Below are 24,645 nucleotides of genomic sequence, written 5' to 3'. Positions count from 1 at the left end.
CCTTCGCCTCTATGAAAAAGTCTGTTCTGTGTCTTCTCTTTTCTCTTATGGCCAGCTCCCTTGCCTCTGCCCAAGCTAAAACCGATGCCTTTCTGGCCAACCTCCTTCAACAGCACCCAGAAAAATTTAAAACCCTTCTGGAGCAGCCGGAAAAATTCAAAATCCAGATTCTGTACACGCAGATAGACCGAGACAAAAACAACAAGCCCACTTTTACCACTTTCAAGTACCAGGTAGATCCAGAACAGTATTTCAACCCAGCCAGTACCGTAAAATTGCCTGCGTCTTTGATGGCGCTGGAGAAGCTCAATACCTTTAAAGTAGAAGGCCTGACCAGGGAAACAGTGATGCTTACAGACAGTGCCTACCAGGGGCAAACCAAAGTGCTGCAGGACTCTACCGCGGCCAATGGCTTTCCTTCCATAGCGCACTACATCAAGAAAATTCTGATTACCAGCGACAATGACGCCTACAACCGCCTTTATGAATATATTGGGCAGGAGCCCTTAAACGAGGGACTGAAAGCGAAAGGATACTCCAGCGTACGGCTGCCCATCAGATTGGCCACGTTTCTGCCCATTGAGCTGGACCAGTACACAAATCCTGTCAGGTTCCTGAAAGATGGGGAAGTGATCTACCAGCAGGGCTTGGTGAAGAGTGGAAAGAGTTATAAAAACCCCACTCCTATTCTCATGGGCAAAGGCAACATGACCAACGATGACAAACTGGTGATGGAGCCGCGCGACTTTGCATTCTCTAATACGTTCGCCTTAGAAGACCAGCACCAGATGTTGCGCGCGCTGCTCTTTCCGGAGTCTGTTCCGGCCAGAAACCGGTTTAACCTTACCCCAGCTGATTACCGGTTCCTTTACCAATACATGTCTCAATTGCCCAGAGAAACAGCGTACCCTGCTTATGATGAAAAGGAGTACCCAGATGCTTTTATGAAATACCTTTTATATGGCGGACCTACCCGCACCCAGCGCATTCCCCAGAACATCAGGATCTTCAACAAGATTGGACAATCTTTCGGGTTCCTAACTGATAACGCTTACATCGTAGATTTTGAAAACAAGGTTGAATTCATGTTGACGGCAACCGTGCATGTAAATGAAAACGAAATCTACAATGATGGCAAGTACGAGTATGACTCCATTGGTTTTCCTTTCCTGCGGGATTTGGGGCAAGTGATTTACGAATTTGAACTGAAGCGAAAACGGAAACAGGTGCCGGACCTAAGCAAATTCCAGCTCACTTATGACAAGCCAATTCAGCCCTAAAAGCAAGGCCCCATCTGATTCACAGATGGGGCCTTTGCTTTTATATGTAGTGAAGATTAGCGGCTTCCGGTAGAGGTTCCGTCTACATCTCCACCGTCTTCGGTGCTGATGTTACCTCTGCGGCCACTGGCACTTGGCACAACGCCGGGGCTATCCTCAATGTAGCTTGGATCATCGTTCACGTCTGTAGGCATAGGTAGTTTGCCTACCGCTTCAGGGACACGGCCAGACTCAGCTTGGTTGCTGACGTTATCTTGGCTTTCGTTCAGGTTCTTATTTTTCTCATTTTCCATATCAGTTCTACTTAGGTGAAAACTCATTTCCATTTAATTACGGGTAAAAGAGTAGAACGGATATTCATTTCTCCTTCTACAGTAGCTTACAAAAAGGGTAATGTGGGTTTTCTTGCCTGCTTTACAGAAAGTTAGCTGAAACATAAACCTGAATAAAAGCTCTGAAGGGCTATCTAGCTATTCTATTTATCAGCTCAAAATGAAATTGCTTCTAAAGCTCTGTTTCTTCCATTTATAACCCATTTTGGTAAAATAGCCTTTAATTAACCTATTGTATAAATTTCACCATATCAATAACATAACTATACTGAAGTAGTTGAAGTAAGATCGTTTCTTACTTTTCTCAAGTTTAAATAAGGAGGGGTTCGCCTATTGCAAGAACTTTCAGCCTGGCGGGTATGGCTCCTTCTGCTTCCAATTTTCTTATCCACCGGACGGGTTCACCTAAGGGCTCATCAGAAAGGTCAAACGTGCCGTAATGCATGGGCACTAAGGTTTGTCCTTTCAAATCATTATACGCCTGCACCGCTTCAACCGGATTGGTGTGGCTGGGCTTCATGATAAAAGCCGGACTATACGCCCCAATACCAAGAATACAGGTATCTATGGATGGGAACAGTTTTTGGATTTCCTTAAAATGCTGATCATAGCCAGAGTCGGCGCCAAAGTAGAGCGTGTGCTGTTGTGTTTGAAGCATAAAGCTTCCCCACAGAATTCTGTCATTGTCCAGCATTTCGCGTTTATGCCAATGGAAGGCTGGTAAGTAAAATACCTTAGGCCCACCTACCGGAAGGTCGTACTGCTGGTACCACCCGGCTTCATGAATGGGCGTGTCTGGCAACCACCCTTTAATAAGGGAGGTCATGTTCAGGGAAGTAAGTACGGTGAAAGAATGGGTTTTGCGAAGTTCTTTCAGGCTGGCTTTGTCACAATGGTCAAAATGGCCATGTGAAAGCAGCACATAATCAAGGGGTGGTAGTTCTTCTGGCTTTACCGGGAACGGTACCTTTCTTTTAAGCAAAGACACGCCGTAAAAAACCGGGTCGGTCAGAAAAGTGACCCCGCCCAACCGGAAGAAGAAGGTAGCGTGCCCCAGCCACACCATGCCGTCTTCCGTGCCCCGCATAAAAGGTCGTGGATCTACTACATCCGGTAACCAGGTGTCTTGCTTCTTTTCGGCTTTCTGCGGGTTTTTAGTCAATTGCCACCTAAGCGCCAGTTTCAGGGAATGGTCGGCCTCCTGGAATTCATTCTGGAATTTTCCATTCCTGATCAGGTTTCCCTTCCACCCTGGTCTGATGAAAGGAAGTTTGGGATTGTATAAATAGTGATCTGCCATCTAAATCTTTACTAATCTTAGAAATACCTTCTCAATAAAAGCTTAGAGAAAGAGTCATTCTTACCTGAATTGAAGCAACAAGTTAGTCTTTCAACCACACATACGCCTACGCACCACCGGCAATTAAGCTTGGCTTACCTTGCATTCTGCCCCAGATTCTCTAAATTAAATGCGATTTCCTTACCCATATTTTTTACTACAAACACACATGAAAAAACTTTACAAAATGCTTCTGTTCTTCTGTGCTTTCTGTTGCATGGAAGAACTGGCAGCCCAAACCCGGCAAATAACCGGGAGGGTGCTGTCTACCACAGACGGAGCCCCGGTCATAGGGGCTAGTGTGGTGGTAAAGGGCTCCACTACCGGCACTAACACAGATGCCTCTGGTAACTTTGCTCTTTCCGCACCTTCCGCTGCTACTACTTTGGTGGTTTCTTTTATTGGATTTACCTCTCAGGAAGTGCCTATCAACAACAGAAGCTCCATCACCATTTCTTTACAACCTGATGTGCAGCAACTAAACGAGGTGGTGGTAACTGCCTTTGGCCGTGAGCAGGAAAAGAGAACTTTGGGGTACTCGGTGCAGGAAGTGGGCTCAGAAGAGATTGCCCGCACCCAAAACCCTAACGTGGTAAACGCATTGCAGGGCCGCGTGGCGGGGGTGCAGGTACTGGGCACCGGTGGAACTCCCGGGGCAGGTTCCCGCATTCAGATCAGGGGTATCAACTCACTAAACCCTGGAGCAAACAACCAGCCTTTGTTTGTGATTGATGGTATTCCCATCAGCAACGAGACCATTGCCGGAAGCCAATTGCCAAGTGCTGGCTCCAACGCCTTGAATAGTGCCGAACAGTTTGCCTTCACCAACCGGGCAGCCGACATTAACCCGGAAGACGTGGAAAGCATGACTGTGCTAAAAGGTGCCGCTGCTACGGCCCTTTATGGTTTGCGGGCTGCCAACGGAGCCATCATTATCACCACCAAAAAAGGAAAAGCCGGGGCAACCACAGTTAACTTCAGTTCTAACTACGGAATTGACAACATCAACAAAACTCCGGAGTACCAAACCAAATACCGGGAAGGGTTAGGAGGCCGACTAAGATACACTTCCGCCGGGGCTCCTCTCCGGTTCCAGACCTTTGGGCCACTTATTACGGATGAACCCTTCTACAACAACTTTGAAAACTTCTTCCAGACAGGCACTCGTTTTGACAACAACCTGAGTGTTTCTGGCGGAAATGAAAAAGCAACGTTCCACACCTCTCTCTCCCACTTCAACCAGGAAGGTATTGCCCCTAACTCAGATTGGGGCAGAACCACAGTGAAATTAGGTGGTACCGTGAATGTTTCTGAACGGTTCGGGGTGACTGGTACGGTAAGTTACAGCCAGTCCGGCGGTGACAAGGCCGCTTCTGGTGACAAGGGCATTATGTCTGCCTTGACGTACCACACCACCACCTTTGATGTAAACGACTACCTCAACCCAGACGGCACCATGAAGGTGTACTCGCCTGGTATAATTGATAATCCGCGTTACCTGGCGGAGTACAGCACCTTGAAGGATGATGTGAACCGGGTCATCGGGAACGTAGGCTTCAACTATGACTTTACTCCGTGGCTACGCCTTAACTATAAAGTAGGGGCCGATGTGTACAGTGACAACCGTCAACGCCTGGTGCCAGGTCCTATTTTTCAGGGAGCACCTACCCTGGACATTGCGGCCGGAACCGGTGGTTTCCTTGTGGAGGAGCGGGTAAACTACCGCGAACTCACTTCTAACGCTTTCTTAACCGCCGAGCACCAGTTCTCAGACGCCATCCACGCCTCCCTTATGATTGGTAATAGCATTGAAAGCCAGGCCTCAGACATTCTGAACACCCGCGGCGAGCGTTTCACGGTTCCGTTGTTCTACCACTTGTCAAACACTGCCAACATCTTTACCACCAACGGCATCAGTGAAAGACGATTAATAGGCGCTTTCTTTGACGCCAAGGTAGATTACAGAAACATGCTTTTCCTGAACGTGACCGGCCGGAACGACTGGACCTCTACCCTTCCTAAAGAAAGCCGTTCTTTCTTCTACCCTTCTGTGAGCACCAGCTTTATCTTCACTGAGCCGCTGGGTCTATCAGAAAGCGCTTTCTTCAACTATGGTAAAATAAGAGCTTCTTGGGCGGAGGTAGGAAAAGACACTCAACCTTACCAGGTGGGTACCTACTTTGGTTCTGCCTCTGGTTTCCCATTTGGCAATAGAAACGGGTTTGTGGTCAGCACTACGCAGGGTGACCCGCAATTAAGACCAGAGAGAACTACTTCCATTGAGTTTGGTACTGAGTTACAGTTCTTCCAGGGTAGAGTAGGCGTTGACGCTACGTACTACAAGTCTAACAGCTATGACCAGATCCTGGCTATTCCTACCAGCGTAACCTCAGGCATTACTAACTACACCAGCAACGCCGGTGAAATTGAGAACAGAGGCATAGAATTGCTTGTTTCTGGTACTCCCCTTAAAACAAACAGCTTCAACTGGGAAGTGGTATTGAACTGGTCCCGCAACCGCAGTGAAGTAAAATCCATCCATGAGGCAGTTAGCGAAATCACCTTCCAGGATGACCGCATTGTGAACCGTTTAGTGGTTGGCGGATCAGCGGGAGATTTGTATGGTCGGGTTTTCCGCCGCGATGACCAAAATCGCCTGATCATTGGTACCAATGGTTTCCCTATCCTTAGCCCGGCAACTCCGCTGGTGAAAGTGGGCAATGCCCTGCCAGATTGGCAAGGTGGTATCACCAACACCATCACCTGGAAAGGCTTGAGCTTGTCAGCTTTGTTAGAGGTACGCCAGGGTGGCGATGTGTATGACGTAAGTATGCGGAACCGGATCAGAAACGGCATTGATGTGAGAACGCAGTACCGCTATGAGCAGACTGTCTTTAATGGTGTTAACGCTAACGGTGAGCCTAATACCATTCCGGTAATACTGGATGAGAACTTCTACCGTAACAGTGGCGGATACAATGATGCCGCAGACATTCTGTTGCAGGATGCTTCCTGGGTTCGCCTGAGAAATGCCCAACTGGCTTACAGCCTACCTACCAGCTTAATTGGTAAAACTCCTTTCAAAGCCATTCGGATGAGTTTAACAGGTAGCAATCTGTTCCTGATCACGCCATTTGAAGGATTTGACCCTGAAACCCCAACGTATGGTTCTGGCAGCAACGCCTTAGGATACACTGGTTATGGTATTCCGGCAGTTAGAAGCTACACTTTCGGTTTGAACATTACTCTTTAATTTTCTTGAACATGCTAAAATCATCTAAACGATATATCTCCGCGGGGTTGCTGACGCTGCTGCTAACGGCAGGCTGTGACTCTTTCCTGGACATCAACGATGACCCCAACCGGGCTTCTGCGGTGAGTTCAGACGCCCTGCTTTCTCCTATCCAGGTATCTACCGCCGATGCTCATTACAGTTTGGGCCTTTACACCAGTTTGTTTGCGCAACAACTGGCCGCCTACCCTTCAGGGCCCCAGCAGCTAGACCGGCACATTGATGCCCGCATCAACACTGCCTGGAACACCATCTACCTGAACAACCTGAACAACGCTGATGTGCTGGTAAAACAGGCTTCCGAGGAAGGTTCTTCGCACTATGTGGGTATAACCAAAGTTTTGCAGGCTCTGAACCTGGGCATGCTCACAGATACTTGGGGCGCAGTACCGTTTTCGCAGGCTTTTCAGGGCCCGTTGGAACTGACTCCATCTTATGACGAGCAGGAACAGGTTTACACTACCATTCAGCGGTTGTTGGACGAGGCTCTTACGGAACTTCAGAAACCAACGTCCACCGTTAGACCTGGAGCAGATGATTTGATCTATGCAGGAAACATTAGCCGCTGGATCAAAGCTGCTTACGCTTTAAAAGCCCGGTACACCATTCATTTGGTAGAGAAGCAAGGCACCGCGGCGGCAACTGCTGCCTTAGGTTTTGTGGCTAAGTCTTTTGAAAGCAATGCCGAAGACATGCAGGTTCTTTTCAATGACCGCAACCTGAACCCTTGGAACCGTGGCATTGCCATTGGAACCACTACCGGCAACTTCGTGGTAGCCCCTTCACAGACCCTGATCAACCTTATGAACGGACTAACCTATGCTGGCCTGGTAGATCCACGTTTGCCTTTAATGGCTGATAAAGGAACTTCAACGGCAAACTACCTGGGGTATAGAAACGGTGCCGGCACCGGAGGCAACACCAACCTGACCGCCAACACCTTTTATGCCAAGCCAGCCTCGCCGGTACTAATGGTTACCTACAGTGAGATGAAGTTCATTGAAGCCGAGGCTCGTTTTCTTGCCAATGGTGGCACGCGTACCTCCAGAGGCAGCACCGCACAAGCTTATCAAGCCTACTTGGATGGTATTAGAGCTCACATGGACAAACTAGGAGTTCCATCTGCCCAGGTTCAGGCTTATTTGACCCATCCGCAGGTAGCAGTTGGAGCAGCGAACCTTACGCTTAGTCTAATCATGAAAGAAAAGCTAATCGCGCTTTACTTGAATCCGGAAGCTTGGGTAGACGTGCGCCGCTATGACTACTCGCAGGCCATCTACCCTACCATGGAATTGCCCTCTGAGCACAACCCAGCCTTAAATGGCCAGTTCATCAGGAGAGTTCTTTACCCAGAGTCTGAAGCTGCCCGCAATGCGGACGAAGTAAGCCGGGCAACTAAAGGCTTAGGCGAGAAAATGTGGTGGGATCAATAATCTTAAGAACAGAAAACCAAATGAAAAAAATAGCTTTATATACTTGTCTGCTCGCCTTTGGGGCGATGTCATTGACGTCTTGCTATGATGAGCCAGATTTCATTGCAGACAACACCACCCCTACTGGTTTAGGAAGTGCCCCGGTCAGCGCCAATGAATTGTTTGACCTAGCTACCAGAACTCCCATTTCCACTACCAACAACGCCAACACTAGGCAATATGCGGCGGGTACTGAGATCAAATATGAACTCCAGTTCTTCTCTGAATCTCCGGTAAAGGAAATCAACGTGTATGAAACAGTGGGCACTGGTACTAGAACCAAGGTGAAAACCTACCCTTACGCGCCTGCTTTCTCCAAAACAGACCGCACCGATACGCTGGTTGTTTCCTATACCGTACCCCGGGCTCCTGTAGGAACCAACGTAAGAATTGATACCGAAGTCTTGAACCAAAACAACCTGAACGTCATCAGAACGCTTTGGATCAGAATCAGACAATAGGTTTCAACCACAACTAAAAGCAAAAGGGCTTCCATTTCTGGAAGCCCTTTTTTATGTGGAAGCAAGTGATCTTCGTTTGAAAGTTGTTTTTCTAAAACGGACTATAAACTACCTGTTAATGGAAGAACAGGTACGCCAGGGTAATGGCAGCAATCACCCCTGCTAGGTCGGCCAGAAGTCCGCACACCAAGGCATAGCGGGTTTTCTTGATGCCCACTGAGCCGAAGTATACCGCCAGGATGTAGAAAGTGGTTTCCGTAGAGCCTTGAATAGTAGAGGCCACCCGGGCCACAAAAGAATCGGCTCCGTAGGTTTGCATGGCTTCCACCATCAGTCCCCGGGCTCCGCTTCCGCTTAGCGGCTTCATGAACGCTACCGGTAAGGCGGGCACAAAGTCGGTGTTCATACCCATCAGGGCAAAAAGCTGCCCCAGGCCGTTCACAATGATGTCCAGTGCTCCGGACACCCTGAACACGCCTACTGCTACCAATATGGCGACCAGATAAGGAATAATGGTAATGGCCACCGAGAAACCTTCCTTGGCTCCTTCAATGAAGGCCTCGTACACATTCACCTTCCTGATCAGCGCCAACCCTATAAAAGAAACGATGATGCTGAATAGAATGACGTTACTGGCCACCGTAGAGATGGTGCCAATCTGCTCTTGTGAGATGGTGGAGAAATAGTAAATGAGGGCAGCGATCAACAGAATCACCGTTCCTAAGTAGGCCAGAATTACCCGGTCAAACAGGTTGATGCGCTGGTAAAGTGCTACCGTAATTAATCCCGCCAAGGTGGAGAAGAAGGTAGCCAGCAGGATAGGAATAAAAATATCGGAAGGATCAGCGGCGCCCATCTGGGCCCGGAACACCATGATACTGATAGGGATGATGGTCAGGCCTGAGGCATTCAGGACCAGGAACATGATCTGGGCATTGGAAGCCGTTTCTTTTTCGGGGTTCAGCTCCTGCATTTCTTTCATGGCCTTCAACCCCAGGGGCGTAGCAGCATTGTCAAGGCCCAGCATGTTGGCGGAGAAGTTCATCAGAATGGACCCAAACACCGGATGGTTTTTGGGCAGTTCCGGGAAAAGACGGTTAAAAAAAGGACCCACGGCTTTGGCGAACAAGGCAATGATGCCGCCCCTTTCCCCCACCTTCATAAGTCCTAACCAAAGCGTCATAACACCGGTTAGCCCCAAGGAAATTTCAAAACCCGTTTTGGCATTGTCAAAGGTGCTGGCGACCAGCTTTTGGAATATCTCAACGTCCTGGAAGAAGATGAGCTTAAATAGCGCAATGCAGAAGGCGATAATGAAAAACGCCGCCCACAAATAATTTAAAACCATGCAAAAAGGGTTAGTTTGGTTTGGATCAAGGCTGAAAGATACAAAGCCGCTATAAAAAAACCGCTGACCTTGCTAAAGAAGGCTAGCGGTTTCAGAAATAATATGGGAGTAAGTTATAGCCGTTCTACCCCTAAACCGGGCTTCCCGTAAGGGCGCATCAGGCCATTTTCAAGGATAAAGCCCCCGGAAACCACATCACGGGCCAGGTCAAGGCTACCGTCCAGGTCAATAAAGCGGGTGTTGCTGCAGGAGAAAGCCGCGTGTAAAGCGGCACTGATGCTCACAATGCTTTCATCGTTACAGCCCCACATCAAGTTAATGCCTGCTTGTTGCGCGATGGCGGCAATCTGCCGGGCAGCATACACGCCGCCGCACTTCATGAGTTTGATGTTGTAAATGCCACAGGCGCGGGGTGCAGAAGCCAGCTGAAAAGCATCGGCGGGCGAAAGCAAAGATTCATCGGCGGCTACCAGGTCTTTCACGGCATCCGGTAGTTCGCGCAGGTCATCAATCATGGGAGCCGGAAGCGGTTGTTCAATCAACTCTATGTTTAAAGGCTGGGCCTGGGTGCAGAACGTAGCCAGGTCATAGGTAGTCCAGCCCTGGTTGGCATCTATCCTGATGGTAATTCCGTGCCCGTGCGCTTCGCGGAGCTTGACCAGACGCTCCAAGTCCTGCTCTACAGTTTGGCCTACCTTCACTTTTAGATGGGTAAAACCGCGGCCAATGTACTCTTCTGCCTCCGCCAACGTCTCTTCCACAGATTTGATCCCGATGGTGATGGACTTGGGCAAAGACTCCAGGCGCTGCCCCAGGAAAGATACCAAGGGCACATCCAGGTACTTGGTGAAAAGATCATGCAGGGCAATGTCTAGGGCAGCCCGGGCGGCGGGGTTGCGGGGCAACCGTTGGGGAAGTTCGTCGCAAAGCCGCTGGAAACTGCGGATGTCCTGTCCAATCAGCCACTCCAGGTTTTCAGGGGCCAGAACTTCCAGGGTCTCCGTGAGTTTCTCCCCTACTACTTCTGAACTGGGGTTCCCAGCGCCAATTCCGGTAAGGCCGTTTTCAGTTACAATCTGCACTAAGACATTCTCCACCGCAGACACGGTCTTGAAGGCGATGGTGTACGGGCGGGTTAACTCAAGATTCGCTTTCCAGACGTTAATCTCTTTGATCTTCATAGGTTGGCGGTCTCCTGTAGAACTTCCTTTTTCAAAATATCTATGATCTGGTCAACCCCGTCTTCCAGCGGAAGGATAACCGGCAAACCAAGTTCCTGCTGGTATTGCTGTTGGTAGGTTCGGGCTTCTTCCAGCGTTAACCCGGCGGTATTCAAAGTGACAGCAATCACCTGAGAGCCATAAAGCCTGATCAGTTCTATCTCAGTGGAAACAGGCGGTATTTTGATGCCCAGTTCCTCGTTGTCATCAAAGTACACTCGGGCGGGGGCGTGCTGCAACACCACGTACTTCATCTGCCCAGACACCAGGTACTCAGACCCGCACGGACCGCTGGGGTTGCGCAACGCCGCTTGTCCTTCCACGAAAAAGACATCGGGTTGGTGTTCTTCGTAGCTGGTTAGGATGGCGTGCTCCAGTTCCCCGGAAACAAAATCATTGTAAGTGGAATCAAGGATGAAACCTTTGCCGCGCCCCTGCATCCAGCCAGTCTGTCCGGTGAAAATCATCTGGGCTTTGAGGCCGGCTGCCTCGGCGGCTTGGGTCAGCAGGCGGGTGGTGGTGCGTTTGCCCATCCGTACATCAGTGCCCAATACGGCTACCCGCGGTGTGGGAACGTCTTTTATCTTACCGGTCCAGAAATGAAGTTCGCTTTTGGGTTTGGGCCTGCGCACGTCTACCAGTTGTACCCCGTGCTCCTGCGCCAGGGCCGCCAGATCTGGCATGTCGCTCAGGTACTCGTGCAGGCCGTTCACAATATTCATCCCTTTCTTTATAGCCTCACTAATTGTTTGCTTCATGCTGACTGGTAATTTCCCGCCCTTCGGGACGATGCCCACCAAACAGTACTGGGCTTTTTAGTGGCTGTTTTCCAGAAACTGGGCTAAATCTGCGTACACTGGTATGTTACGGTGCTTTCCGTCTACCACTTCGCCGGCATCTTTTCCGGCAGAGATCTTGTCAATGACACCCACAATGTTGAAGCGTTCGGTTCCTCTGATGAGGCCGTGGGCGGTTTTGGCGGGATATTGGTTTAGCAACCCATCGGTGAGAATAATGGCATTTCCGTCCATTTGGTACAAGGGTTTGGAAGAAGAGGATGAATATACAATGTCATCGTTTCAGGGCTAAATTTCTATAATTAGCCCTGAAATATGGAAAACCTATAGCACCAATCCGTGGAAAAGGTCTGGCTTTGGTTTGCTCAGATCATACACAAAACCATTCACAATGGCGTACCGCACCTGACCATCTTCGCTTTGCAAGGTGAAATTTGCGGCTCTGTCTAATTCCAATTCATGGTTCACCCGGCCAGATTTGGAGACTACATTCAATGGCAACTCCACCGGATTGTAGCCGGTGGGCACTTTCTCCAACTTCACGGTGGTGTAGCCCGACGACAGTAATTCTTTGGTGCGTTCCGGAGTAAGGGCAGTTACATCAGCCAGTAGTTGTTCATACACTTTGCCGGGGGTTAGAATAAGGCCTTCGCCATTCACTTCCTCGTAGCCGTAGAACACGCTCATGTCGCCTATCTCCTCTACCGAACTGCGGTGGTAAAACCCTTGCGGAATGGAACGGTTGGTGGACTCGTTCCGAAGAATACCTACATCTAATAAGGTATCACGACCTTTGTCTTTGTAGCGTACGTTCCGGAGCACCACATCATATAGGTTTCGCTCATTCACCGGAATTTTGAAGTAGTCTTTGGTTTCGTATTGTTGATACCCTTGGTCCCCGATCAACTGCAAAGCAGACAAGATAGCGGCGTAGTTCAACTGACGTATGAACTGCTTTTCCGGGTCGCCGGGAAACCCACCAGACTCAATCAAAATCAAACTTGTGCCCCACTTCTGAATGTTATCGCCGAAAGCTCTGGGCTCGTGCTCATCTGAGTACTTGGCTACCTGCCCCGGAATAAACTGCTGCATGCTTTCATTCATGCCCACAATGGTACGCATGGCCCGCTCCCGCACCTCGTTTACCGTCTGGGCATAGTTGTAGGCCGGGGCCAGGAAAGAAATAGTGGCTGGTTTTGGGGTACTGCCTACCGTGTACAGACGGCTCTGGTCATGCAGGTTAAACCCGAAATCTGGCTTTATTTCGTCGCGCAGGCTTTTCAACAGCTTGGCCTCCGGGCTCTGCAGCCGGATGGCATCGCGGTTCAGGTCAATGTTCAGGGCGTTACGTCTTATGAACCGCTGCGCTCCATCTGGGTTGAGCATGGGCACAATGTAGAGCGTGGTGTTACTCAGGATTTCCTGCCGGATGGAGTCCAGTCCGTCTGAAGCTTGAAGAAAGTTGAAGATGTCCAGGAGGGCCATGGTAGCGGTAGGCTCATCGCCGTGCATCTGCGACCACAGCATGACCTTGGTTTTACCGGTTCCGGCTTTTATGAGGTAGATGTCGCGCTTCTCAACTGATTTTCCCACCACCTGCACCTGGAACAACGGGTTTTGTTTCAGTTTCTCCAGTAAGGGCACCAGGTCCTGGTGCCTGAAGCGCCGGTGCGTGACACTGGCTTCTCTATAGTTATGGTGATGTTCAAATACTTTCCGGGCCGACCGCGTAATGGGGCTGGTCTGGCTCTGGGCATTCAGAAGTGTCATGTAAGAAAAAATGAAAATGATGAGTTTTCGCATGGTACCACAAGATTTAAGTGGTGGCAACTTGGCAATACCCGGCGGGTAGATTCCAAAAGGGCAGCCAAGAAAGTTAAGGGCTTTAAAGTAAGTACGATTTCCGGGTTACGAAAAAGAATTCCTCAGAATTTACCTCAACAAGTCTTTGGCCTGATTCCAGATTGCCTCTCATTATAAAGGTAATTAATGAATTTGAGGAATCAGGAATTTGCAGATTCTCCCCTTGAGGGGAGATAAAGAGGGGTGTTTACAAAGGAGAGCAGGCATTACAGAGTAAACTACAAAAGGTCTCTTCTTTTTGGGAAGCAAGCATAGTCAACTATGCGTGGACCGGCAGGTGTAAACACCCCTCTTCGCTCCCCTCAAAGGGAGAATCTGTATTGAACAGGCGCAGTTGGAGGTTCTCACCACAGACATGTTGGTAGAAATTGTTTTTGGCCTGTTTTGATGAAACCCTGCCTAAAAACAATATCTACCTCATTACACTTTCAATCTTGGATCTGGGCTGGCGTACTGGGTAGTGAAGTCTCCGGCCAGGAATTGGTAATGTGCGGCCATGGCAATCATAGCGGCGTTATCGGTGCAGTACTCGAAGCCGGGAATATAGACGTTCCATCCGTATTTCTGGGCATATTCCAGCAAAGTTGCCCGTAAACCAGAATTCGCGGAAACGCCTCCGGCAATGGCAATTTCTTTGATGCCCTGCTCTTTGGCCGCCAGCACCAATTTCTTCATGAGCGTCTGAATGAGCGCGCTTTGGATACTGGCACAGATATCAGGCAGGTTCTGCTGCACGAAATCCGGCTCTGCGGCCGTGTTCTTCTTCACGAAGTTAAGGATAGAGGTTTTGATGCCACTGAAGGAATAGTCGTACCCGTCCATGTTCACGATGGGGAACTGAAAACGGGTAGGGTTTCCGGTGGCCGCCAGTTTGTCCAGCATCGGCCCGCCGGGGTACGGCAAGCCTAAAAGTTTCGCTGACTTGTCAAAGGCTTCGCCCACGGCATCATCTGTGGTTTGGCCTAATACTTGCATGTCTAAGTGACTGCGCACCAATACTATTTGCGTATGCCCGCCGCTTACGGTAAGGCACAGAAACGGGAAGTTGGGATTGGGGTCTTCAATGAAATGAGCCAGAATGTGTGCCTGCATGTGGTTTACTTCAATGAGCGGCAAGCCCAGGCCCAAGGCAAACGATTTGGCGAACGAGCAGCCCACCAACAGAGCACCCAGCAGTCCGGGTCCACGGGTAAAAGCCACCGCATCTAATTGGCTTTTTGCTATATTTGCTTTTTGGAGCGCCTGGGAAACCACAGGAATGATGTTTTGCTGGTGCGCCCTGGAAGCTAACTCTGGCACCACACCGCCGTATTGCTCATGGATTGCCTGCGTAGCTACAATGTTTGACAGTACCCGGCCGTTTTGAATGACAGAAGCGGAGGTTTCATCACAGGACGATTCAATTGCTAATAGTGTAGGGTTCATAATCCGTTGGAGACGCAAGACCAAGAAGAAACGCAAGAAAAAAAGAAAAACTACCCGCAAGTTATAGCAAAAGCTCTGTTAAAAATAATCTTGGGCGTGCTTATCGTGTTGGTAGTATTGGTGGGGGGACTCGCCCTGGCTTTGCGTTTTCCGTCGGTTCAAACCAAAGTGGCCCAAAAAGCCGCCGGCATGCTCTCTGAGACCATCCATCACCAGGTAACCATTGCCAGCGTAGACATCAGGCCTTTCAAGAGTGTGGTGCTGAACGAAGTGCGCGTGCTCGACCGCGAGAAAAACACGCTCTTCTACGTAGGCGAGGCCAACGCTGACATCAGCTTTTTTCAGCTGTTCACCTCTGATCGCCTGCACATTCCTCTGTTTTCTGGCCGGGAGCTCAGAATCCCCATCATGCAGATACAGCCTAACCGGCTTCACATTGCTTCGCTCACCCTCACCCGTCCAGAGGCCAACCTCATCAAATACGAAGGCACTGACACGCTGAACATGAGTACGTTCATTTCGGCTTTGTCTAATCTCATTACCAAAGACACCACCAAGGCCAAAGCACCCTTTTACTTCAAAATTGATGAAGTTGTCCTGAAGGAAGGGCTGTTTACCTACCACAACTACAACAGTCCACGCACAGACTATGGTCTTGACTACCAGCACATGGACTTGGAGCAGATTAATGGCCGTTTTTCAGAAATCGATATTGAAGGAGACACCATCCACACGGTGGTGACCAGCCTCACCACCAGAGATAGAACCTCTAAAACCTACCTCAAAGACCTGGACACCCGCATGACCTTTGCCCCAACTTTCTGGGAGTGGGACAACCTGAACCTGCGCGTGAACAACAGCCACCTGGCCAAGTACGTGCGCTTTGATTACCGGGAGTTCTGGAACTTCAAAGAGTTTAATGACAGCATGAACGTGACTGCCAACTTTGACAGCACCTACATCACCTCAGATGACATTGCCCTTTTTGCCCCGGTGCTCAAAGACTGGAATGAAAAGATACTGATTTCAGGAAAAGTGAAGGGCAAGGTCAACAACTTCAGGGCACAGGATATTGACGTGCGGTACGGCCAGTACACCCACATCACCGGCGATGTCTCAGCAGATGGCTTACCTAATTTCAAGAACACCTTCGCTGATTTGCATTTAGGCCCCAGCACCATCAATGCCCGTGACATTAAAAAGTTTCTGCCCAAAAAGGCTTACGAAATGGCTTCCCGGGCAGGTACCGTCCGGCTGGAAGGTGAGTTCACCGGGTTCTACAATGACTTTGTAGCGAACGGAGCTTTCCAGAGTGCGCTGGGCAACGTGGTATCTGACATTAACCTGAAGTTTGACAAGAATAACATTGACCGATCAGCGTACCGGGGTTATATCAAAACTACCGGCTTTGATGTGGGTGGTTTGCTGGGCGACCGTAGCGTTCTGAAGCGGGTGGCTATGGATGGGCGGGTACAGGGCAGCGGGTTCAGTCTGGCCTCAGCGAAGGTGAACATTGATGCCACGGTGAACGCCATAAACGTAAACAACTATAACTTCCGGAACATTGTGGTGAATGCTGATTTAAGCCGCCAGACGTTCAACGGAGACCTCCGCATCAATGACCCCAACCTGAAGATGACGGCCAGCGGGCAAATCAACCTACAGAACAACCGCCAGGTGTTTGACCTCAAAACCAACATTGCCACGGCTGATTTACGCGCGCTGGGGCTTACCAAACAGGGCATTGTGTTGTCTACCAATGCTGACGTTGATTTCACGGGTACAAAGCTGGACCAAATTTATGGTCTTGCAAACTTCAAAAAAACGACACTTACCTACAGCGGTAAGAAAGTAAATATAGACTCCCTCACTATTGAGTCGCACTTCCATGATGGTATTAGGGAACTGCACGTGGGTTCAGAAGTACTCGCCTTGCAGGCCGGGGGCAATTTCCTCTACTCCACCTTCTTTAGAGACCTGCAGACGCTGTATGAAGAATACCAGTTGAACCTGGAGAACAACCCCCTCAAAATTGAGAATTACTACCGGCGCAAATCAGTAGCTCCTCCTGCCTCATATGAGGTTGATTTGGAGGTAAATCTACGCCACATCAACCCCGTGCTGCATGCCTTTGTGCCGAACCTTTCCATCTCAGATTTTTCCCGAATGGAAGGCACTTTCCGGAATGGACCTACCGCGCAGCTTTCCCTCATCAGCAAGATAGACACCATCTTGTACGGAAAGAACGAGTTTTACCAGAACAACCTTGAAATCTCCTCCTCCAAGCTCTGGAACAACCCAGATGTGTTGGCCAACGCCATTATCACGTCTGAACGCCAGAAATTAGGCAACGCCGGTGACACGGAGCAGCTGTACGTAGAAGCGGTCTGGAATGAACGCCTCATCAGCTTTTCCAGCAACATTGCCCAGACGGGTACCACCAACCGGGCTAACATCAGCGGCAACGTATCTTTTGAGCTGAACCAAATCCAGGTAGTCTTCAACCGTTCTAACATCAATGTTCTAGACAAAGTCTGGACCATCTCCCCTAACAACACCATTGTATTTGATGACGGTGCCCTGCGGTTTGAGAACGTGACCTTGTCTAATGGTCCGCAAAGCGTAAACATTTTTGGGGTACTTTCCAGAAACCCGCAGGATTTGCTCACCGTGAACATAGCCGACTTCAGATTGGAAAATTTGAACCCGCTTCTCCCCGATAAAATTGACGGCAGGCTGAATGGCGAACTGCAGATACGGGACCTCTACAATGAAATACACCTGTCTTCCCGCATGGCTGTAGATACCTTCATGCTTGGAAACCAGTTAATTGGCAATGTAGCTGGCACTACGAATTGGGACAACCAGCAGGGCCGCATGAACGTGGACTTAGGCATCAGCCGCGATGCTAAAAAAGTGTTGTCGCTCACAGGCACCTACAACCCCAGAAACGAAGAGCAGGAGCTGGACTTATTGGCCGTACTGGATGATGCGCAACTCAGATTGGTGGAACCTGTGCTGAAAACCATCATGTCTGACCTGGGTGGCACCATGGACGGCAGAGTCAGGATTTCAGGAAGACTGTCAAGTCCTGTCCTGAAAGGCTCTGTGATGGTCACCAACGGCTCTTTTGTCTTCAATTACCTGAACACCCGTTATACCTTCTCAGACCGCGTCTTCTTTACAGAGAATGATATCTCTTTCCAGAACGTCCGCATCAGGGATATCTATAACAACACGGCCATCCTGAACGGGGGGATCTTTCATGACGGGTTCCAGAACATGGTATTGGACCTGCGCGCTCGGTTCAACAAGTTCATGGTCCTGAACACCACTCGCGCCGATAACCCACTTTACTACGGAACCGCTTTTGCCACGGGTGAAGTAACTGCTTTGGGCTCTACCTCCAACCTGCAGGTAAACATCACGGCGCGTAGTGAAAACAACACCTCCATTGCTATTCCGTTGGGCAACACCACTGCTTTGGAACGGCAGAACTTTATCACGTTCGTGAACACCAACCCGGCTAAGCAGGACAGCACCGCTATTCCTACTCCAATCGTGAAGAAGGGCGTTGACCTAAGCGGTATCCGGCTGAACTTCAACCTTGACGTGAATGAAAACGCTTACATAGAGTTGATTTTTGACGAACGCACCGGCGATATTATAAGAGGCAAAGGCAGGGGCAACATCCGGATGGAAATTGATACCCGCGGTGAATTTGCCATGTACGGGAACTATGAGATTGTGCAGGGCCGCTACAACTTCACCATGCTGGGGATCATCAACAAAGAATTTAATGTACGCCCCGGCGGAACCGTTACCTGGAATGGCAATCCTTTAGAAGGTCTATTAAAGATCACCGCTACTTATACCCAACGCGTTTCTCTGGCTCCTATCCTAGCCGATTTAAGCCAACAGCAACAGCAATCAGCAGCGGCCCGGTCACGGTACCCGGTTACCGCGGTGATGGACCTGGATGGCCCGCTTACCACTCCACAAATCCGGTTGAACCTGGAATTCAATGATACGCCTAGCCTATTAGAGGACCAAGTTACCCGTTACCTGAACAGCATTAGAAATGATGAACAGGAACTTAACCGACAGGTATTCTCATTACTGGCTTTCAAACGTTTATCAGCGCAGGACGAGCTACAGGTGGGGCTTGGCGTAGGTGACTTGGGAAGCAGCGTGGGTGAGCTTTTCTCCAATCAACTCAGCTACTGGCTTTCTCAAATTGACACTAACCTGGAAGTAGACATCGGGGTTAGCGGCTACGGTAACCAGGTACTGGATGACGTTCAGCTACGGTTAAGCTATACCTTCCTGGAAGGCCGCCTGAGAGTAACCCGTGAGGGCAGCGTCAACAACAACCGATTAGGCAACAACCGCTCTACCGCCGCGGGTGACTGGTCTGTGGAGTATTACCTGAGCCAGAGTGGTCAGCTTCGGTTAAGAGCCACCTATGAGACTACGCCGCGGGATTTCGAAGCAAACGCCACCGCCAGCCGCCAAACCGTAAGCGTACTGCACCAGGCCAACTTTGATCGTTTCGGCGAACTGTTCCGGCGCAGGAGACTAAGCAAACGTGCCCAACGTGCGGAAGAACGTGAGCGCATGATCAAGTTAGAGGATGATACGCCTACTACCATTCAGAATTTATAAACTGCATTCTAGGCCTCTTTTCCTAAAGCAATGCAAAAACGAAAGTTTTAAGAGAATGTGCATATGTATTAGATGGGCCGATAACGGCATTAATTTACTGCCTTAAACCAGCTTTTGCTTGTCTCTGTTTGTAGGCTTCTTTTTAGAAATCAGGTGAAAAACGATTTGCGGTCCGTTCTTCTTCTAAATAATTACTATTTTTGCCGGCACACGTTCCTATGGCTGCTAAACCACTTAAACATACTCGCAAGAAAAAGCTAGGCAATTACCCGCACACCATGGTAATCTTCAGTATTACCCTGGCGCTGTTCGTGATTGGCTCGTTTGGCCTGTTGCTTATCCATGCCAGCAAGCTGTCTAACCTGGTGAAACAGAACATTGAGGTTCAGGTCTACCTTGACCGCGAGATTTCTCCGCTGGAAATAGAAAAACTTCGGAAAACGCTGGCCCGCAAAGAGTACATCGCCTATGAGGAAAACAAACCTCAGGTGATCTTCATGTCAAAAGAAGAAGGTGCCAAAGAATTCATAGATGAAAGCGGCGAGGACTTTCTGACCTTTTTAGGCGAGAACCCCCTGCGAGATGCCTTTATCCTGCGCATTAATCCAGAATTTGCTACTTCAGACCAACTGAAAAACATCAAACTGGACCTGCAGAACACCACTGGGATTTATGAGGTGGATTACGTGGAAAGCCTGATAGACTCAATCAACCATAACCTTAGACGAGTAAGCATTGTATTGCTGGCATTTGCTGGAATCCTGGTGCTGGTAGTCATTATCCTCATCAACAACACTATCAAACTTGCCCTTTATTCACAGCGTTTTCTTATCAGAAGCATGCAGTTAGTGGGTGCCACGTCTTTTTTTATTCAGCGTCCTTTTCTAAACAGGGCTACTTTCCAGGGGCTGGTAAGTGGGGCTTTGGCTTCCCTTCTGTTATTTGGGTTGGTTCAGTACGCCTACCATGAGATAGCTGAATTGTACCTGCTGCGTGATGAATACCAGATGATTATTCTGATGGCTTCGCTGTTGATTCTGGGCGGCGTACTGGGATTCTTCTCATCCTATAGAGCGGTAAAGAAATACCTGCGGGCTTCACTTGACGATTTATATTAAGAACATACTCCTTCATGGAAAATAAAACTCCTTCCCCTTTCTCATTTGGTAAACGCAATTACCAGATCATGCTTTTTGGTTTGTTGGTAATGGCGGTGGGCTTTATTCTCATGGCAATGGATTCTGAACCGTACGGGTATGGTTTCTTAGGCCTCACCTTAGGACCTATTATACTGGTTATTGGTTTTATCATCCAATTCTTCGCCATCCTGGCCAAGCCGAGAAAGAACGTTTAGATGAGTATTTGGCAAGCCATCATCCTGGCCATAGTGGAGGGGTTGACGGAGTTCTTACCGGTATCGTCTACCGGCCACATGGTTATTGCGTCCAGTCTGATGGGCATTAGTGCGTTTGAATTCACGAAGATGTTCACCGTTGCCATCCAGTTTGGGGCTATCCTTTCGGTAGTGGTGCTGTACTGGAAGCGGTTCATTAATTCCTTTGACTTCTACAAGAAACTGCTGGTAGCGGTGATACCGGCACTGGCCATTGGCTTTGTTCTGAAAGATGTGGTTGACGCCATGTTGGAACGGGTGGAGATTGTTGCTATTAGCCTGTTGCTGGGAGGTATCCTCCTCATTTTTGTGGACCGTTGGTTCAAGGATCGGGAAAACCCGGTGACTACGCCTAGTTATAAAAATGCGTTTATTATTGGAATGTTCCAGTGTATCGCCATGATTCCGGGTGTTTCCAGGTCTGCTTCTTCTATCATTGGAGGGCTAACCCAGAACATGACCCGTAAATCTGCCGCAGAATTCTCTTTTTTCATGGCGGTGCCCACCATGCTTGCCGCAGCTACCTATACGGTTCTCACAGATTTACTGCACCTGGAGATTTCAGACGTAATAAAGTTTAACCTCCCAAAAATTCAGGCGGGCTTTGCTTCTATCACGCCTCAGGACTGGCAAGTATTGGCCGTGGGGAACGTAGTTGCTTTTTTGGTCGCCATGGCTGCTATTAAGTTCTTTGTGGGCTTTTTAACCAAATACGGGTTCAAGCTTTTTGGCTACTACCGTATAGTGGTAGGTTTGATTATTCTTTTACTTCTCTCTTTAGGGGTTGATTTACAAATAGTGTGATGCAGGAAACTCCTTATGACTTTGAGGCCGGGGCCATTCTTCTGATAGACAAACCCCTTACCTGGACCTCTTTTGATGTGGTGAAGAAAACCAAATTTGCCCTCCGCATCAAAAAGATTGGACATGCCGGCACGCTAGACCCTTTGGCCACTGGTTTATTGATTCTGTGCACTGGTAAGTTCACCAAGCGCATTGAAGAAATTCAAGCTCAGGAAAAAGAGTACACCGGCACCTTTGTCTTAGGGCACACCACTCCTTCCTTTGACCTGGAAACTGAAATTGACAGCACCTCTGCCACTGATCACCTCACTGAGGAAATGCTAACAGAGGCCGCAGCTTCCTTTTTAGGAGAGATAGACCAAACCCCACCAATTTACTCAGCTGTTAAAGTGAACGGCGAAAGAGCGTATGCCTTGGCCCGCCGGGGCGAAGAGGCCGAGATTAAATCAAAACGCGTCACCTTTAAACAGTTTGAACTTACTTCCATTGAGGGCAACCAAGTCCACTTCAAGGTAGTATGTTCCAAGGGCACGTACATCCGTAGTCTGGCGCGTGATTATGGCGTTAAGCTGGGCTGTGGCGCCTATCTTTCCATGTTGGTGCGCACCCGCATTGGAGACTACCGGTTAGAAGATGCCATGAACCTGGAGCAACTGCAGGAACTCCGCGAAAAACAATTGGCGCACCATGATCGTCATACGGGAGCTTAATCAATTTCCTTCCCTTACACATGCCGTGGTTACCTCCGGCACGTTTGATGGCGTCCATGTAGGCCATCAAAAGATTTTGTCACGGCTCATGGAAGCTGCCCGTCAGGACAACGGGCAAAGTGTAGTGATTTCCTACTGGCCGCACCCCCGTACCGTTCTCAACCCGAAAGATGATTCGCTTAGGCTGCTTTCTACCATTGAAGAACGCATTGAAGCGCTGAGAGAATTTGGGGTAGATTACCTTTTGCTGCTCCCCTTCACAAAAGAATTCGCGCAGCTGTCCTCAGAAGAGTACATTCAGCAAATCCTGATCAACACCATCCGGACCAAGAAACTGGTGATTGGCTATGACCACCGCTTCGGGAAAAACCGCGAAGGGGGATTTGATTACTTGCAGGAGAATGGCGCCCGCTACGGCTTCACAGTAGAGGAGATTCCGCGCCAGGACATAGACGCCGTGGGAGTTAGTTCAAGCAAGATTAGAACTGCCCTTGAGAAAGGAGATGTAGCCACTGCAGCTCGTTACCTGGGCAGGCCTTACTCTCTTACCGGTACGGTGGTAAAAGGAAAGCAACTGGGCCGTACCCTCGGCTACCCTACCGCTAATGTGGAGCCTCAGGAAAAACTTAAGTTAGTACCAGCCCAAGGCATTTACGCGGTCACCGTTCAAACGCAGAGCGGCTCCTATAAGGGCATGCTAAGCATTGGCACCAACCCTACGGTACAGGGTACTCACCAAACCATTGAAGTCAACATCTTTGACTTCGCATCTGACCTATATGGTCAGGAAATCACCCTCTTCTTTGTTGCATACCTACGCCCAGAACTTATGTTTGATGGGTTAGAAGCCCTCATCCAACAACTCCATCAGGACAAAGTAGCAGCCTTACAGGTGTTAGGATAAATCAGGCAAATCCGTAACTTCACCTCGGGCTTCTACGAAAGAGACAGAGGGAAGCAAGCCCGGATTCTGGTTTGTCATCTAACCTAAGACTGTTGTATGTTCAAAAGCATTCTCTCTGTTGTAGGTGGAGCCGCTATTGGTGTGTTTACCATCAGCTTGGTTCAATACCTGAGCCACCAGCTCTATCCCATGCCTGCCTCCCTGAACCCGAAGGACCCTGATGCAGTAGCTACTTTCCTGAACAATGCCCCAACTGCCGCCTTGCTGCTGGTACTCTTTGCCTACGCGTTGGGGTCTTTCTTTGGCGGGATGGTGGCTGCCCGATATGCACCCAGAAAACCAGTTCTGCATGCCTTGTTAGTGGGCTTGTCTCTGATGGTGGCAGGCATTGCGAACCTGTTGTCTTTCCCGCACCCCACCTGGTTTGTGGTAGTTTCCCTGCTGATTTATTTGCCCATGGCCTTCTTCGGGGGGAACATGTCTGCCAGGCGAATGCCTTAGGTACTTCTGTTTTGAGGTTGTTTTTAGTAAAAGAGGGATAAAACATATTCCCTACACAGCCTACGGAGCTTACAAACTTCTATAAAGATTTCATCCACGTTTTCATTTATACATTCTATGATCAACAAAGTGGTACAAGATGCAGCAATGGCCTGCCATGATATTCCAGATGGTGCTACGCTTATGCTAGGAGGATTTGGGCTGTGCGGCATCCCTGAAAATTCCATCAAGGAAATTTTACGTAAGGGCATCAAAGATCTGACCTGCATTTCTAACAATGCCGGAGTAGATGATTTTGGCATAGGTCTGATGTTGCAGCAGCGGCAAGTGAAAAAGATGATTTCCAGCTACGTGGGCGAGAACGCCGAATTTGAACGTCAACTGCTTTCCGGTGAACTGGAAGTAGAGTTGATTCCGCAAGGTACCTTAGCTGAGCGCATCAGGGCGGGCGGAGCAGGAATTCCGGCGTTCTTCACTCCTGCCGGCTACGGCACGGAAGTGGGCGAAGGCAAGGAAAGTCGTGAGTTCCACGGCAAGATGTACCTCATGGAAACCTGGCTGAAAGCTGATTTTGCCTTGGTGAAAGCCTGGAAAGGCGACACCGCTGGCAACCTCATCTACAAAGGAACCGCCCGCAATTTCAACCCAATGATGGCCACGGCCGGTAAAATTACCATTGCTGAGGTTGAGGAACTGGTACCCGAAGGCGAACTGGACCCAAACAGCATCCACACGCCGGGCATCTACGTGCAGCGCATTTTCCAGGGCAAAGACTATGAGAAACGCATTGAGCAACGCACCATACGGTCTGCCTCTTAATTCCACCTCCAAAAGAAGAA

The 24,645-nt window shown here is 49.3% G+C and carries 20 protein-coding genes; 12 read left to right on the top strand and 8 right to left on the bottom strand.

Translation table 11 applies throughout. The features are described 5' to 3' along the window. The first annotated feature begins 11 nt into the window (after positions 1-11). Positions 12-1,280 carry a serine hydrolase gene (locus DC20_RS16890; protein WP_062544906.1) on the top strand — a complete coding sequence of 423 codons (1,269 nt, stop codon included), beginning with the start codon at positions 12-14 and terminating at the stop codon, positions 1,278-1,280. 56 nt (positions 1,281-1,336) lie between these two features. On the opposite strand, the gene DC20_RS16885 is transcribed toward DC20_RS16890, so the two are convergent. Next, the gene (locus DC20_RS16885; RefSeq protein WP_062544905.1) at positions 1,337-1,573 is read right to left on the bottom strand and encodes a hypothetical protein; all 237 of its coding nucleotides are present in this window, start codon (positions 1,571-1,573) and stop codon (positions 1,337-1,339) included. 349 nt (positions 1,574-1,922) lie between these two features. After that, on the bottom strand, positions 1,923-2,912 hold the full coding sequence (locus tag DC20_RS16880) for an MBL fold metallo-hydrolase (protein WP_062544904.1): 990 nt from the start codon (positions 2,910-2,912) through the stop codon (positions 1,923-1,925). A 208-nt stretch (positions 2,913-3,120) separates the two neighbouring features. Here DC20_RS16880 and DC20_RS16875 point away from each other — a divergent pair, with 208 nt between their 5' ends. The 3 genes from DC20_RS16875 to DC20_RS16865 are packed head-to-tail and all read left to right on the top strand — an operon-like array spanning position 3,121 to position 8,176. Continuing rightward, complete coding sequence (locus DC20_RS16875) at positions 3,121-6,204, top strand: SusC/RagA family TonB-linked outer membrane protein (RefSeq protein WP_062544903.1); 3,084 nt, start codon at positions 3,121-3,123, stop codon at positions 6,202-6,204. A gap of 11 nt (positions 6,205-6,215) precedes the next feature. After that, positions 6,216-7,676: a SusD/RagB family nutrient-binding outer membrane lipoprotein gene (locus DC20_RS16870; protein ID WP_071885489.1), complete on the top strand. Its 1,461-nt coding sequence runs from the start codon at positions 6,216-6,218 to the stop codon at positions 7,674-7,676. Between the two features lie 20 nt (positions 7,677-7,696). Further along, positions 7,697-8,176, top strand: a complete 480-nt coding sequence (locus tag DC20_RS16865) for a hypothetical protein (protein WP_157593203.1) — start codon at positions 7,697-7,699, stop codon at positions 8,174-8,176. Positions 8,177-8,291: 115 nt separating this feature from the next. Here DC20_RS16865 and DC20_RS16860 read toward each other — a convergent pair whose 3' ends face one another. The 6 genes from DC20_RS16860 to tsaD all read right to left on the bottom strand — a co-directional run bounded on the left by DC20_RS16860 (position 8,292) and on the right by tsaD (position 14,829). After that, entirely contained in the window at positions 8,292-9,524 is a 1,233-nt protein-coding gene (locus DC20_RS16860) for a nucleoside recognition domain-containing protein (RefSeq protein ID WP_062544900.1), read from the bottom strand. A gap of 113 nt (positions 9,525-9,637) precedes the next feature. Then, positions 9,638-10,705: a mandelate racemase/muconate lactonizing enzyme family protein gene (locus DC20_RS16855; RefSeq protein ID WP_062544899.1), complete on the bottom strand. Its 1,068-nt coding sequence runs from the start codon at positions 10,703-10,705 to the stop codon at positions 9,638-9,640. After that, entirely contained in the window at positions 10,702-11,502 is an 801-nt protein-coding gene (locus DC20_RS16850; RefSeq protein WP_245652238.1) for a DUF1611 domain-containing protein, read from the bottom strand. The genes DC20_RS16855 and DC20_RS16850 overlap by 4 nt, the downstream gene beginning before the upstream one ends. Before the next feature lie 57 nt (positions 11,503-11,559). Continuing rightward, positions 11,560-11,775, bottom strand: coding sequence for a hypothetical protein (locus DC20_RS23465; protein WP_245652237.1), 216 nt, complete (start codon positions 11,773-11,775; stop codon positions 11,560-11,562). A gap of 90 nt (positions 11,776-11,865) precedes the next feature. Continuing rightward, positions 11,866-13,344, bottom strand: coding sequence for a M14 family metallopeptidase (locus tag DC20_RS16845; RefSeq protein ID WP_245652236.1), 1,479 nt, complete (start codon positions 13,342-13,344; stop codon positions 11,866-11,868). A 480-nt stretch (positions 13,345-13,824) separates the two neighbouring features. Further along, positions 13,825-14,829 (bottom strand): tRNA (adenosine(37)-N6)-threonylcarbamoyltransferase complex transferase subunit TsaD, encoded by a 1,005-nt coding sequence (gene tsaD, locus DC20_RS16840; protein ID WP_062544898.1) that lies wholly within the window; start codon positions 14,827-14,829, stop codon positions 13,825-13,827. A gap of 96 nt (positions 14,830-14,925) precedes the next feature. Between tsaD and DC20_RS16835 the strand changes: the two genes are divergently transcribed. From DC20_RS16835 to DC20_RS16800, 8 genes are all read left to right on the top strand, one after another. Beyond that, positions 14,926-19,494: a translocation/assembly module TamB domain-containing protein gene (locus tag DC20_RS16835; protein WP_245652359.1), complete on the top strand. Its 4,569-nt coding sequence runs from the start codon at positions 14,926-14,928 to the stop codon at positions 19,492-19,494. A gap of 218 nt (positions 19,495-19,712) precedes the next feature. Then, positions 19,713-20,612, top strand: a complete 900-nt coding sequence (locus DC20_RS16830) for a cell division protein FtsX (RefSeq protein WP_062544896.1) — start codon at positions 19,713-19,715, stop codon at positions 20,610-20,612. A 14-nt stretch (positions 20,613-20,626) separates the two neighbouring features. After that, positions 20,627-20,848: a DUF3098 domain-containing protein gene (locus DC20_RS16825; protein WP_062544895.1), complete on the top strand. Its 222-nt coding sequence runs from the start codon at positions 20,627-20,629 to the stop codon at positions 20,846-20,848. Further along, positions 20,849-21,691, top strand: a complete 843-nt coding sequence (locus tag DC20_RS16820; protein ID WP_062544894.1) for an undecaprenyl-diphosphate phosphatase — start codon at positions 20,849-20,851, stop codon at positions 21,689-21,691. Then, positions 21,691-22,401 carry a tRNA pseudouridine(55) synthase TruB gene (gene truB / locus DC20_RS16815; RefSeq protein WP_062544893.1) on the top strand — a complete coding sequence of 237 codons (711 nt, stop codon included), beginning with the start codon at positions 21,691-21,693 and terminating at the stop codon, positions 22,399-22,401. The genes DC20_RS16820 and truB overlap by 1 nt, the downstream gene beginning before the upstream one ends. After that, positions 22,379-23,305 carry a bifunctional riboflavin kinase/FAD synthetase gene (locus DC20_RS16810; protein WP_062544892.1) on the top strand — a complete coding sequence of 309 codons (927 nt, stop codon included), beginning with the start codon at positions 22,379-22,381 and terminating at the stop codon, positions 23,303-23,305. The genes truB and DC20_RS16810 overlap by 23 nt, the downstream gene beginning before the upstream one ends. Before the next feature lie 96 nt (positions 23,306-23,401). Further along, complete coding sequence (locus DC20_RS16805) at positions 23,402-23,806, top strand: YrzE family protein (protein ID WP_062544891.1); 405 nt, start codon at positions 23,402-23,404, stop codon at positions 23,804-23,806. Between the two features lie 117 nt (positions 23,807-23,923). Continuing rightward, positions 23,924-24,625, top strand: coding sequence for a CoA transferase subunit A (locus DC20_RS16800; protein ID WP_062544890.1), 702 nt, complete (start codon positions 23,924-23,926; stop codon positions 24,623-24,625). The last annotated feature ends 20 nt before the right edge of the window (positions 24,626-24,645 follow it).

The sequence above is a fragment of the Rufibacter tibetensis genome, from assembly GCF_001310085.1.
Taxonomy (GTDB): domain Bacteria; phylum Bacteroidota; class Bacteroidia; order Cytophagales; family Hymenobacteraceae; genus Nibribacter; species Nibribacter tibetensis.
Note: the sequence above shows the minus strand (reverse complement) of the source record. Positions and strands in the feature narration are given on the sequence as shown.

What these genes read in the sequence shown, in the direction of transcription:
- DC20_RS16890 (WP_062544906.1), top strand. Translation starts at nt 12, where the DNA reads ATGAAAAAGTCTGTTCTGTGTCTTCTCTTTTCTCTTATGGCCAGCTCC.
- DC20_RS16885 (WP_062544905.1), bottom strand. Translation starts at nt 1,573, where the DNA reads ATGGAAAATGAGAAAAATAAGAACCTGAACGAAAGCCAAGATAACGTC.
- DC20_RS16880 (WP_062544904.1), bottom strand. Translation starts at nt 2,912, where the DNA reads ATGGCAGATCACTATTTATACAATCCCAAACTTCCTTTCATCAGACCA.
- DC20_RS16875 (WP_062544903.1), top strand. Translation starts at nt 3,121, where the DNA reads ATGAAAAAACTTTACAAAATGCTTCTGTTCTTCTGTGCTTTCTGTTGC.
- DC20_RS16870 (WP_071885489.1), top strand. Translation starts at nt 6,216, where the DNA reads ATGCTAAAATCATCTAAACGATATATCTCCGCGGGGTTGCTGACGCTG.
- DC20_RS16865 (WP_157593203.1), top strand. Translation starts at nt 7,697, where the DNA reads ATGAAAAAAATAGCTTTATATACTTGTCTGCTCGCCTTTGGGGCGATG.
- DC20_RS16860 (WP_062544900.1), bottom strand. Translation starts at nt 9,524, where the DNA reads ATGGTTTTAAATTATTTGTGGGCGGCGTTTTTCATTATCGCCTTCTGC.
- DC20_RS16855 (WP_062544899.1), bottom strand. Translation starts at nt 10,705, where the DNA reads ATGAAGATCAAAGAGATTAACGTCTGGAAAGCGAATCTTGAGTTAACC.
- DC20_RS16850 (WP_245652238.1), bottom strand. Translation starts at nt 11,502, where the DNA reads ATGAAGCAAACAATTAGTGAGGCTATAAAGAAAGGGATGAATATTGTG.
- DC20_RS23465 (WP_245652237.1), bottom strand. Translation starts at nt 11,775, where the DNA reads ATGGACGGAAATGCCATTATTCTCACCGATGGGTTGCTAAACCAATAT.
- DC20_RS16845 (WP_245652236.1), bottom strand. Translation starts at nt 13,344, where the DNA reads ATGCGAAAACTCATCATTTTCATTTTTTCTTACATGACACTTCTGAAT.
- tsaD (WP_062544898.1), bottom strand. Translation starts at nt 14,829, where the DNA reads ATGAACCCTACACTATTAGCAATTGAATCGTCCTGTGATGAAACCTCC.
- DC20_RS16830 (WP_062544896.1), top strand. Translation starts at nt 19,713, where the DNA reads ATGGCTGCTAAACCACTTAAACATACTCGCAAGAAAAAGCTAGGCAAT.
- DC20_RS16825 (WP_062544895.1), top strand. Translation starts at nt 20,627, where the DNA reads ATGGAAAATAAAACTCCTTCCCCTTTCTCATTTGGTAAACGCAATTAC.
- DC20_RS16820 (WP_062544894.1), top strand. Translation starts at nt 20,849, where the DNA reads ATGAGTATTTGGCAAGCCATCATCCTGGCCATAGTGGAGGGGTTGACG.
- truB (WP_062544893.1), top strand. Translation starts at nt 21,691, where the DNA reads ATGCAGGAAACTCCTTATGACTTTGAGGCCGGGGCCATTCTTCTGATA.
- DC20_RS16810 (WP_062544892.1), top strand. Translation starts at nt 22,379, where the DNA reads ATGATCGTCATACGGGAGCTTAATCAATTTCCTTCCCTTACACATGCC.
- DC20_RS16805 (WP_062544891.1), top strand. Translation starts at nt 23,402, where the DNA reads ATGTTCAAAAGCATTCTCTCTGTTGTAGGTGGAGCCGCTATTGGTGTG.
- DC20_RS16800 (WP_062544890.1), top strand. Translation starts at nt 23,924, where the DNA reads ATGATCAACAAAGTGGTACAAGATGCAGCAATGGCCTGCCATGATATT.